Raw genomic sequence first — 10,505 nt, 5'->3', positions numbered from 1 at the left:
CCGTGCCTCCCGCGCCAAGCGCCAATGGCGCAGCGGCAGCGGGCAGGGTCAGCAGGGCGGCGAGCAGCAGCGCGCGCCGCTCCTGCCGCACCGGCAGCGCGGCGAAGCCCGCTGCCAGGCCTTCGTTGCCGCGGGCAGCAGGGTAGCGGGCCATCGCCCGCACCATGTACCAGCGGCTCCAGACCGGCGGCAGCAGCAGCAGCGGCAGCGCATAATACTGGCTGCTTCCGATAAAGGCTGCCAGCAAGGAAGCCTTCAGCAGCAGGAGCAGCACGCAGGCCAGCACGCCCATGGCTCCCACGCGGCTGTCCTTCATAATCTCCAGCATCCGCTCCCGGGAACGGTAGCTGAGCAGCGCATCGGCGCTGTCCATCCAGCCGTCCAGATGCAGTCCGCCGGTAAGTCCCACCCACAGGATGAGGGTAATTACAGCGGCTGGCCAGGCCGGCAGCAGCCAGGCAGCAGCGGCAGCGCCGAGCGCAGTGACAAGCCCGATTGCCGCACCGACCAGCGGATAATAGACCACGCTGCGCCGCAGCAGCTCCGGCGAGAAGTCCCCGCCATCCTTAACCGGGAAGCGGGACAGAAACTGAAACGCAGCGGCGGCATCCCTCCGCGCGCTCACAGCTTGTACTCTCTGCTCTTGAGCTCAACCGGAATTCCGGCGGTGACCAGAAAGACCTGCCGGCATTGCCTGGCCAGCCGTGCGTTCATCCTGCCGGCCAAATCCCGGTACAGCCGACCGAGCGCGTATTCCGGCACAATGCCGTCACCGACCTCATTCGTCACAAGAACGAGCGTCCCTTCGAAGGCGGCTATGCTCTGCTCAAGCCGGGCAATCTCCTGTTCCACCCGCTCCTCTCTGTCTGCCTCACCCTCTACATCCAGCAGCACATTGGAGAGCCAGAGCGTCAGACAGTCCACAAGCACCGCCTTTCCCCCGGAGAGGCGCTCAAGCAATGCCGGCAGATCAAGCGGCTCCTCCAGCGTCTCCCACTGGCTGGCGTTTATCTCACGCTGCCGGCGGTGCAGGGCGATCCGTGCCTTCATTTCTTTATCGAACGCTTGTCCGGTTGCTACATACAACGCCTCATCGGCCAGCGACAGTGTCAGGCGCTCGGCAAAGCTGCTCTTGCCGCTGCGCGCCCCGCCTGTAACAAGAATGCTCATCGGCTCTCCGCCCCGGAGACTCCCGCGCTTTCGAAGGTAGCCATTTCCCGCATAATCCGGCTGACCGCTTCAATCAGATGCAGGCAGAGAACGCCTCCTGTTCCTTCACAAGACGCAGCCCAAGCCCGAGCAGCGCTTCCAGCCCCAGCCGTTCCAGCATCAGCTTATGGCCCTGCTCGCCGGAGACATGGGAGGCAATCATATAATGGATGGACTCTGGAGCAAGCGACTTGGCAGCGAGTGCCGCTGCGCCGGAGATGAAGCCGTCCAGAACGACGGGAACTCCAGCCGCTGCCGCTCCGAGAATCAGACCGGCAAGCCCGGCAATTTCCAGCCCGCCCACTTTGGACAACACATCGATGGCATCCCCAGCATCCGGGGCATTGAGCTGCAGCGCACGCTCCACAACGGCAATTTTATGACGCAGCCGCTCATCATCAATCCCGGTGCCCCGGCCTACTGCCGTTTCTGCCGGAATGCCTTCCAGCGCGCAGAGAACTGCAGCACTGGCCGTAGTATTGCCGATACCCATCTCGCCGGTAATAAAAATCTCCGTCCCGCTCTTCACCGCTTCCTCAGCCACGCTTATCCCGGCCAGAATAGCCCGTTCCGCTTCCTCCCGGCTCATCGCAGGCCCTTGAGCCATATTCCCGCTGCCGTAGCGTACTTTATGTTCAATCAGCTCGGGATGGCTCAAGTCCGCGCCCACACCGATATCCACCAGCTTCACCTCAGCACCGGCCTGACGGGCGAGTACATTCACCCCTGCGCCGCCGCTGAGGATATTGTAGGCCATCTGCACTGTGACCTCCTGCGGAAAAGCGCTGACCCCTTCGCTGCATACGCCGTGGTCGGCAGCCATAACCACCACCGTACGTTTGCAGTAAGCCGGCTGCTCCGTCTTGGAGATGCCCGCCAGCCGGACGGCCAGCGTCTCAAGCCGGCCGAGACTGCCCGGCGGCTTAGTCAGTATATCCAGCCGCTGCTCCGCGCGCCGGATTGCTTCCTGATCGGCCGGGGCAATCCGGCCGATTACTGCTTCAATTGCTGAGATCATAGATAATTCCTCCTGTGCTGGTGTGTAATCGCATATTTCAGGTGCTCCAAGTAACTGTTGCCGGCTCTGTTCATATGTTCCTGCTCCGTACGCAAAAAGGCCCCTTCTCCGAAGAAGGGGGCGATCGCTGACATGCTGCCGAAAGCTATTATACTGCATATCCCTGTTTCTTCCTTTAGGATTATAGGGGATATAACAGGATCGTACAATTACATTTTTACCATTATCGAATCCGTTATGGGATCCGTTATATTCTAACCTTCATAAACCTTTCCATCCGCTCCAGTGCCTCGTTCAGCTTGGCCGTAGAGGCTGCATAGGAGCAGCGGATGTGCCCCTCGCCGCCGCTTCCGAACACATGCCCGGGAACTGCTGCAACTCCTGCTTCCCGGAGCAGCCGCACGGCAAATTCCTCCGATTGCATTCCGGTATGGGCAATCGACGGGAAGGCATAGAATGCCCCCTGCGGCTCATGGCAGTGGAGTCCGATGGTCCGGAGACCTTCCACAAACAGCGTTCTGCGCTGCCGGAAACATTCCTTCATCCGGTCCTTGTCGCGCAGTCCGCTGCGCAGGGATTCAAGGGCCGCAATCTGTCCCAGTACCGGTGCGCACATCGCGGTGTACTGATGAATCTTCAGCATCGCAGCCAGCAGCTCACGGTTGCCGCAGGCATAGCCTACGCGCCAGCCGGTCATCGCGAAGGCCTTCGAGAAGCCGCTGATCACTATGGTCCGCTCCTTCATGCCGGGAAGCGCAGCAATGCTGGCGTGTCTGCTGTCATAGGTCAGCTCGGCATAGATTTCATCCGAGAGCACCAGCAGGTTATGCTTCTTCACCAGTTCTGCAATAGGCAGCCAGTCTTCGTAAGACATCACTGCGCCTGTAGGATTGCTCGGGAAGTTCAGCATCAGCAGCTTGGAGCGCGGGGTGATGACCTTCTCCAGCGCTTCGGCCGTCAGCTTAAAGCCCTGCTCCGCCGGGGTTTCAACCTCAACCAGTGTGCCCCCGTTCAAGTGGGCAATCGGGGAGTAGGCGATATAACTGGGTGAAGGGATAATAACTTCATCGCCCGGAGCAGTAAAGGCCCGCAGTGCCAGATCCAGCGCTTCACTGCTGCCTACAGTGACGATCACTTCGTCTGCAGCATCATACTGCAGCCCAAACCCGTTATGCAGATAACGGGCAATTTCCTCCCGCAGCTCCAGCAGCCCGGCATTTGGCGTATACATGGTTTCTCCGCGCTCAAGTGCCCGGATGCAGGCGGCTCTCACGTGCTCCGGTGTAGCGAAATCCGGTTGTCCCACACCAAGCGATATAATATCGTTGTTACCGGCAGTAAGGTCAAAAAAAGCGCGGATGCCCGAAGGCGCAATCTCCCGCACACGCGGGGCAATCCACTCTTGCCCCTGCGTGCGCTGAAGTGAAGACTCTTTAAGCATGGCCGGTCACCTCCTGCATTTCTTGAACTCCCTGCGCCTGCAGCGATCCGGTAATGATGGCATCGAGCAGGCTGCTGAAGGTGTAGCCGGCAGCAAGCGCGCTTTGCGGCAACAGACTCGTTTCGGTCATCCCCGGCAGGGTGTTCACTTCAAGGACATAGGGAACGCCATTTTGCAGCAGCATATCCACCCGGGCATAAACGGAGCACTTAAGTGCCTTATAGCAGGCAAAAGCCGCTGTACGCACCCGTTCATGAGTCCCCAGTGAAAGCTGAATTACGCGTTCCTCCGCTCCGCCCTGCTCATATTTAGCATTGTAATCGAACCAATCGGCGCCTAGCGAGTTAATACCGATAACCGGCAGAAAGTCTCCGCCAAGGATCGAGCAGGTAATTTCCTGCCCTTCGGTGAATCCTTCAATCAGAATGGAACGGTCTCCGGCAAAAGCTTTTTCAACCGCCCCCCGCAGCTCTTGTGCATTGTTCACCTTCGACATGCCGATGCTGGAGCCGCCCGAATTCGGCTTAACCATGACCGGATACCCGAGGCGTTCCACCGCTTCCGGTGCATACTCATCCATGCTGTCCCAGCACAGCCAATCCGGGGTCAGGATACCCTTGCTTCTGAGGATGGTTTTGGACAGATGTTTATCCATGCACAGGCTGCTGGACAGCACGCCGCTCCCGGAATAGGGGATACCGAGCGTCTCCAGCGTGCCCTGCACCGTTCCGTCCTCGCCGTAGGCGCCGTGGAGCGCCAGCAGTGCGAAATCCAGCCCTTTTACCTGATCAATCAGCTGTCCGCGCTCTGTAATGACTACCGGCACCGCCTCATATTTGCTCCGGTCCAAGTGCTTCAGCATTTCTCTGCCGGTATTCAGCGACACCTCATATTCAGAGGATACCCCGCCCATAATTACGCCTACTTTTAACATCTCCATACCCCTCTTCATCCCAGTAGTTGCCGTGCTGTCCTGCCGATAATCTCAATTCCCCTGCGTATATCCTCATCCGCTACCCTGGAGAAGCCCAGCCGCAGCGTATGTTGTCCGGTTCCGTCCGTGAAGAAGATATCCCCCGCTGTAAAAATAACCCCCTGCTCCCGGCAGGCCGCCAGCAGCTCTCTTGTACTGAAGCCTTCGGGGAAAGTAACAAAAAGATGCAGGCCCCCGTCACCGCTTATCCGGGAATAGGGCAGATATTCCTTGCAGCAGGCCATTGTCAGCTCGTATTTCCGTTTATATTCCGTTCGGGCCCGTTTCAGATATTTCTCCAAATGGCCGCCGAGCAGATACTGATACAGAATCGACTGATCCAGCGTCGAGGTGTGAATGCTGCGCGCTCTTTTGACACTTTCCAGATAGTAGATCAGCTCCTGATCCGCCAGCACCCAGCCCACCCGAAGCCCGGGAAACAGCACCTTGGAGAAGCTCCCCAGGTAGATAACACTGTTGCCGCTCCCGGCCGCTGCGATCAGCGGAGCCACATGGGAGCCCGAATAACGCAGCTCCTCGTTGAACCCGTCCTCAATCACCGGTACCCTGTATTCTGCCATCAGCTTCATGAGTCCCTGTCTTTTCTCGGGAGACATTACTATACCGGTTGGATTGTGGTAAGAAGGTACGAAATACGCACAGTCATACTCCCCTTCCTCCAGCGCCCGCTTCAGCTCACCCAGGTGAATGCCGTCAGGCTCCATAGCCACCCCTCTGATGTCAAAGCCGTTCAGCCGCAGATTTTTGAGTGCCGTATGATGGGTCGGATTCTCACAGAGCACCGCTCCGTGCCGCTGTCCCAGCGCAGACAACACGATATCAAAGCCCTCCGTGAACCCGTTCGTAATCAGCATATCCTTGCCGCGCATGTCTACGCCCTTGTGCTCCATGTATTGCCGCAAATAATCTATTAAAGGCTTATACCCCTTGGCATAGCCATAGTTCAGCAGAACATTGCCTTCCACGGACATCCGGTCCAGAAAGGCCCGTTTTACATTGTCCAGGTCGAACAGGCTTTCATCCGGTGCGATGCTGGTAAAAGAAATCGTACCCTTGCCCGCGCGGATGCCGCGCTTCATAATATCCAGCTCCTCCGCCAGCAGCGCTCTGCTGCTCAAGCGGGTCTTCCAGTCCATCGTCCAGGCCGAGGCTGCTGTGCGGTCCGAAGCCGCCGCAGGCGCCACATAGCTGCCCTGCCCCTGTACCGTGTAGGCGAAGCCGTCATCCTCCAGCGCCGTGTAGGCGGAAATGACGGAATTGCGGCTCACCTTCAGCAGCAGGCTCAGTTCCCGGGTAGAGGGCAGCTTCTGCTCCCCTTGGAGGGCGCCCCTCAGAATGAGGCTTTTCATATAATCCTTAACCTGAATATATACCGGCCGTCCGGCAATGAGCCTGAAATCCTTAAACATGCGTAAGTCGCCCCCCATAGCTATCATGGCATAGTCTTTCCTGTAAAAAAAGAACCACAGCCCCGGCTTTTTCTCCCGCCTGTGGTTCTATGGGGAAGTTATTCCCCGTTTCTCTGTCTGCTGCGGTAGAGGGTCGGAGAGACCCCGTTTAATTGCTTGAATATTTTGCTGAAATGATATTCCTCGTAAAAGCCGCAGAAATGGGCGATTTCCCTGACCGGATAATCGGTAAATATGAGATAACGGCATGCCTGCTGGTTCTGAATGTGCATATGATATTCCTTCGGGCCCATGCCCGTATGTTTCAGGAACAGCTTCCGCAAGTAAGAAGCCGAAATGCCGTACTCCTCGGCCAGCTTTTCGATCCGGTGATGATCCATATAGGCGTTCTCAAGCCGGGTCTTGATCTGCTCGAAGGCGGCGAAGGCTCCGGACTCCATCAGATTCCAGTCAGCCTGCACGGTCTGATGAAGCTTATGCAGAAGAATCTGCGATTTCGCCCGGGAAACGGCTGTTCCGGCGGTCAGTCCGGGCAGCCAGTCCTGATGAATCTCCCGGAACATCCGGCCTAATTCCTCAGCCTGCTGGTCACAGTACTGGCTTAAAAAGGGAAGCCTCAGAGTTCCGATGGGCTGAACATCCTTCCATACCGTATCATAGCCAAGCTCCGCACAATCGAACAGCAGCATCGTCATGCGGAGCGGAGCATCCATCTCCGAACGCATGGACATCTGTAGGCCCGGTTTTAAATAGATCAGCATTCCAGCCTGCACCTTATGTTGAGTATTGGTCCGAAAAACCCCTTCTCCCTCATGAATCCAGTACAGACTATGTACATTCACCATATTGCGGATATCCTCCCAGCCCGGATACGTAACCTTGTCCAGTACGAAATGGATATGCACGCTGAGGTCATTCAAGTTGTAGCCCTCTGCTTCCAAGCGATGTCTTCCTCCCTGCAGGTTTAAGCGCGATTTATACAAGACGATATCGTTTTTTTCTATTCAATGCCTGAATGCTGAATGATACTATCCATATTATCAGGATGCCTGAAATTAACAATGCACTCCACAATAATAAGGAGGAATCCACTTGTTAAGGACGTTTCGCCAGCATCAGATTCGCAGAACAGAGGTATTGGACGGGCCTTGGGACTTTGCGCAGGATCCGCTAAATGCTGGGGTTCAAGAAAAATGGTATGAGCGTTTTCCACATTCTTCACAGTCTCTCTATGTACCCTCATGCTGGAATAATGAACTGGGCATGTACGAGTATGAAGGGGTCGCCTGGTACCGGAAAAAAGTGCAGATCAGGGCGGAGCAGCATGTCAGACTGATCTTTCATGCCGTGCTGGGCCATTGCGATGTGTATCTGGACGGCCGGCACCTTGGCTACCACTACGGGGGATTTACTCCCTTTGAATTCATTGTTCCTTCACTGGCGGCAGGTGAGCATGAGCTTGTCGTCCGGACGGACAGTACGCTGGACCGTCTGACGATTCCGACCGAGCAGGTGGACTGGTTCCATTACGGCGGCATCATCCGGCCTTGCGAGCTGCAATATTTGCCCGATTTGTATATCGAACAATTGAGAATTGATTATGATCTCCAAGGCGCGGACGCCGACGTCTCTGTTCATGTACAGCTCCGCTCCTTCCTGCAGGTGCAGCAGTCGACTAGACTGACACTCAGCGAAGGCGGACATGAATTACACTCGGAAGAAGTCCGGGTTGAGGCTGGCCAGACCTTCAGCCACACCTTCAAGCTGCTCCTGCCAGAGGTACGCCTGTGGAATGTCGGCCGTCCGGAACTGTATTCCTTTCAGGTACGGACAGAGGAAGACGACAAGACCGAACGGGTTGGCTTCCGCCGGATTGAGACGAAGGATCAGCGCATCGTGATTAACGGCTCCCCGGTCTATCTAAAGGGAGTTAACCGTCATGAGGAGCATCCCGAATGGGGTTTTGCCTTCCCTCCCAAGCTGATGCACAAAGAGCTTGATATCATACTGGAGCTGGGCTGCAATTCCGTCCGGGGTTCGCATTATCCCCAGAGCTCTTATTGGCTTGATCTGCTCGATGAACACGGCCTGGTGTACTGGAGCGAAATCCCGATCTGGGGAGCTGCCCTGCCGAACGAAACGGTAAGTGAGCCGCTCTTTCAGCAGCGCGCACTTACCATGATTGAAGAAATGATCGGCTTGCATGTTCATCATCCGTCAGTCATCTTCTGGTCGGTTCATAATGAGATTGACAGCCGCACACAGGAGGCCTATGTCTTCACACAGGCTCTGGTCGGCCTGGTGCGAAGTCTCGATACTTCCAGGCTGGTTACCTATGCGACCATGCATCCGCTGGAGGATAATTTGCTGCCCCTGTTCGATGTCATCGGCATTAATAAATATTTTGGCTGGTACGAAGGTGAGGTGGGAGGCTTTAAAGACATGCTGGAGCAGTTCCATGAACGGGCAGAACGGCTGGGAGCCGGTGACAGGCCGGTGCTGATGACCGAGTTCGGCGGTGCAGGGCTGTCCGGGGATGTAGGCTGGGAGCCCCGATTGTTCAGCGAGGATTATCAGGCCTATATTGTTACCGAGGCACTGGCGATCTTCAGGAAGGATCCCCGGATCGGCGGAACCTTCATCTGGCAGTTTGCAGACATCCGCGGCGATTTAAAGAGCACCAGCAAGAACTTCCGTGACCGCGCCCGCGGCTTCAACAATAAGGGCCTCGTCAATGAATACCGCAAACCTAAGCAGTCGTTCCGGGAGGTACGGCGCATCTACCGTTCCTGGACCGAATAGCTCTCTAGCGGAAATCGGTAAATATAAACACCCCTCCTTAATCTCCAGGGAGGGGTGTTCAGGGCAGCAGTCTTAATTCACATCCCCATTCGTTCTGCTCAATGCCCAGCCGCCCGCCTCCAACACCAGGTTCAGCACCGCCACCGTTCCCGGCGGCGGTGCTGCTGCAGTGTGGAACGTCATACCGGACCCGGCCTTAGCCAGCCAATGGCGGATGACACCGCCGTGCGTAACAATCAGCACGCGCTGCTTCAGCGGTTCTTCGCGGTACACAGCGGCACCCGAGTTGGTATCTTCCTTGCTCTCCCGCTGAGCTGAACAGCGATTTCCCCGCAAGTTCTCCCCGGCTTTCGCTTCGAGCACCAACCCGCTCATAAAATGCTCCAGCCTCGAGGTAAACGCCTCCCAGGGTTCCCCGCCCGGCGGCGTAACCGCCGCCGGATCATCAATCCAGCTTCTGTACTGCGGATTATTCTTCAGCTGCTCATACGTACAGCCTTCCCATGCCCCAAAACACATCTCCCGTAAGCGGGAATCATAGACAGCTTCGTCTTCCAGCGAAGGAGCGATGCAGTTCAAAGTCTCCCGGCAGCGGAGCAAATCACTGCAATACACACGCCAGAAGCTGCCCGCCAGTTCCGGCTGTTCTCTTAGCGCAGCCAGCTTCTCCCGTTCCTCCGGCAGCAGCGGCAGATCGCTGCTCCCCAGATAACGGCGCTCCATATTCCACTTCGTGTGCCCATGGCGCAGCAATACCAGCTCCAGCTCTATTTGGCGCTGGGACTGGTGCTGTTCTGGTTGGTGCGGGCGCTGGGACTGGTGCTGCTCTGCTTGGTGCCGGGACTGATGCTGTTCTGTTTCTTTTTCCGCCCGTACAGTAGCCTGTCCTTCCTCCAAACTGCTTGCTTTCTCATGTCCGGAATTATTCATGCTTCCCTTAGCCCCCAATCCCTATGAAGGCCAGCGCTGCACAGAGGACTACGAATATTGAGGAAGTCAGCAGCATCATCCGGGAGGTAATTATAATATCCTCCGGCTCCAGACTGCGCAGCGGGTCGCCCATATAGGCACGGAACGAGGCTACGCCGTGATAAATGTTGACTCCGCCCAGGCGGATGCCGAGCGCTCCGGCTACAGCCGATTCCGGATAGCCGCTGTTGGGGCTGGGATGCAGGCGGGCGTCGCGCCGCACGGTGCGCCAGCATCTGCGCCAGTTCAGCCGCAGCAGCCTTGCGCATAGGGTTAACAACAGCGCTGTCATCCGCGCCGGTATGTAATTGGCAACATCATCGAGCCGGGCGGAGGCCCAGCCGAGGTCGCGGTATTTATCGTTCTTGTTGCCGACCATGGAATCCAGGGTGTTCACAGCGCGGTAGGCCATCGCCAGCGGCGCGCCGCCGAGCAAAGCGTAGAACAGCGGAGAGATAATCGCATCGACGATATTCTCAGCAACCGTCTCTACGGTGCCGCGCACAATTTCCGGACTTTCCAGCAGAGCCGTGTCCCGGCCGACAATCATTCCCAGCGCCTGCCGGGCCGCTGGAAGGTCTCCCTTGCGCAGCTCCACATAGACAGCCATCCCGGCATCTTTCAGCCCCTTGGCGGCTATGGTTGTGGAGATCAGCCAGGCTT

Annotated in this window: 9 protein-coding genes and 1 pseudogene; 1 reads left to right on the top strand and 9 read right to left on the bottom strand. The window is 57.1% G+C overall.

Annotation, left to right across the window (positions count from 1 at the left end; translation table 11 throughout):
• The 7 genes and pseudogenes from AQR02_RS02845 to AQR02_RS02815 form a co-directional block, all read right to left on the bottom strand.
• The coding region (locus tag AQR02_RS02845) for an adenosylcobinamide-GDP ribazoletransferase (RefSeq protein ID WP_245237056.1) at window positions 1-625 on the bottom strand (625 nt) is incomplete at its 3' end.
• Window positions 622-1,170, bottom strand: coding sequence for a bifunctional adenosylcobinamide kinase/adenosylcobinamide-phosphate guanylyltransferase (gene cobU / locus AQR02_RS02840; RefSeq protein WP_054939305.1), 549 nt, complete (start codon window positions 1,168-1,170; stop codon window positions 622-624). The genes cobU and AQR02_RS02845, both read right to left, overlap by 4 nt.
• Window positions 1,167-2,227, bottom strand: a pseudogene (gene cobT, locus AQR02_RS02835) (nicotinate-nucleotide--dimethylbenzimidazole phosphoribosyltransferase). Before cobT ends, cobU begins: the two are co-directional and overlap by 4 nt.
• A gap of 247 nt (window positions 2,228-2,474) precedes the next feature.
• Window positions 2,475-3,668: an aminotransferase class I/II-fold pyridoxal phosphate-dependent enzyme gene (locus AQR02_RS02830; RefSeq protein WP_054939304.1), complete on the bottom strand. Its 1,194-nt coding sequence runs from the start codon at window positions 3,666-3,668 to the stop codon at window positions 2,475-2,477.
• Window positions 3,661-4,602 (bottom strand): D-alanine--D-alanine ligase, encoded by a 942-nt coding sequence (locus AQR02_RS02825; protein ID WP_054939303.1) that lies wholly within the window; start codon window positions 4,600-4,602, stop codon window positions 3,661-3,663. Before AQR02_RS02825 ends, AQR02_RS02830 begins: the two co-directional genes overlap by 8 nt.
• A gap of 14 nt (window positions 4,603-4,616) precedes the next feature.
• A complete protein-coding gene (locus AQR02_RS02820) occupies window positions 4,617-6,071 on the bottom strand; it encodes an aminotransferase-like domain-containing protein (protein WP_054939302.1) in 1,455 nt (484 codons plus the stop codon).
• Window positions 6,072-6,169: 98 nt separating this feature from the next.
• Window positions 6,170-7,012 carry a helix-turn-helix transcriptional regulator gene (locus AQR02_RS02815; protein ID WP_054939301.1) on the bottom strand — a complete coding sequence of 281 codons (843 nt, stop codon included), beginning with the start codon at window positions 7,010-7,012 and terminating at the stop codon, window positions 6,170-6,172.
• Between the two features lie 151 nt (window positions 7,013-7,163).
• Here AQR02_RS02815 and AQR02_RS02810 point away from each other — a divergent pair, with 151 nt between their 5' ends.
• Window positions 7,164-8,873, top strand: a complete 1,710-nt coding sequence (locus tag AQR02_RS02810) for a glycoside hydrolase family 2 protein (protein ID WP_054939300.1) — start codon at window positions 7,164-7,166, stop codon at window positions 8,871-8,873.
• A 72-nt stretch (window positions 8,874-8,945) separates the two neighbouring features.
• Here AQR02_RS02810 and AQR02_RS02805 read toward each other — a convergent pair whose 3' ends face one another.
• Together AQR02_RS02805 and cbiB are read right to left on the bottom strand one after the other, a co-directional pair.
• On the bottom strand, window positions 8,946-9,803 hold the full coding sequence (locus AQR02_RS02805) for a histidine phosphatase family protein (RefSeq protein WP_054939299.1): 858 nt from the start codon (window positions 9,801-9,803) through the stop codon (window positions 8,946-8,948).
• Between the two features lie 7 nt (window positions 9,804-9,810).
• On the bottom strand, window positions 9,811-10,505 hold a 695-nt coding region (gene cbiB / locus AQR02_RS02800; protein ID WP_082451595.1), incomplete at its 5' end, for an adenosylcobinamide-phosphate synthase CbiB.

Source organism: Paenibacillus ihuae (genome assembly GCF_001368795.1).
GTDB classification, from domain to species: domain Bacteria; phylum Bacillota; class Bacilli; order Paenibacillales; family Paenibacillaceae; genus Paenibacillus_AQ; species Paenibacillus_AQ ihuae.
The sequence above is the reverse complement of the archived record's forward strand: the minus strand, read 5'-3'. Positions and strand labels throughout refer to the sequence as shown.

Bases quoted from the DNA above. Each gene is read 5' to 3' on its own strand.
- AQR02_RS02825 (WP_054939303.1), bottom strand. From the start codon at position 4,602: ATGTTAAAAGTAGGCGTAATTATGGGCGGGGTATCCTCTGAATATGAG.
- cobU (WP_054939305.1), bottom strand. From the start codon at position 1,170: ATGAGCATTCTTGTTACAGGCGGGGCGCGCAGCGGCAAGAGCAGCTTT.
- AQR02_RS02820 (WP_054939302.1), bottom strand. From the start codon at position 6,071: ATGTTTAAGGATTTCAGGCTCATTGCCGGACGGCCGGTATATATTCAG.
- AQR02_RS02830 (WP_054939304.1), bottom strand. From the start codon at position 3,668: ATGCTTAAAGAGTCTTCACTTCAGCGCACGCAGGGGCAAGAGTGGATT.
- AQR02_RS02805 (WP_054939299.1), bottom strand. From the start codon at position 9,803: ATGAATAATTCCGGACATGAGAAAGCAAGCAGTTTGGAGGAAGGACAG.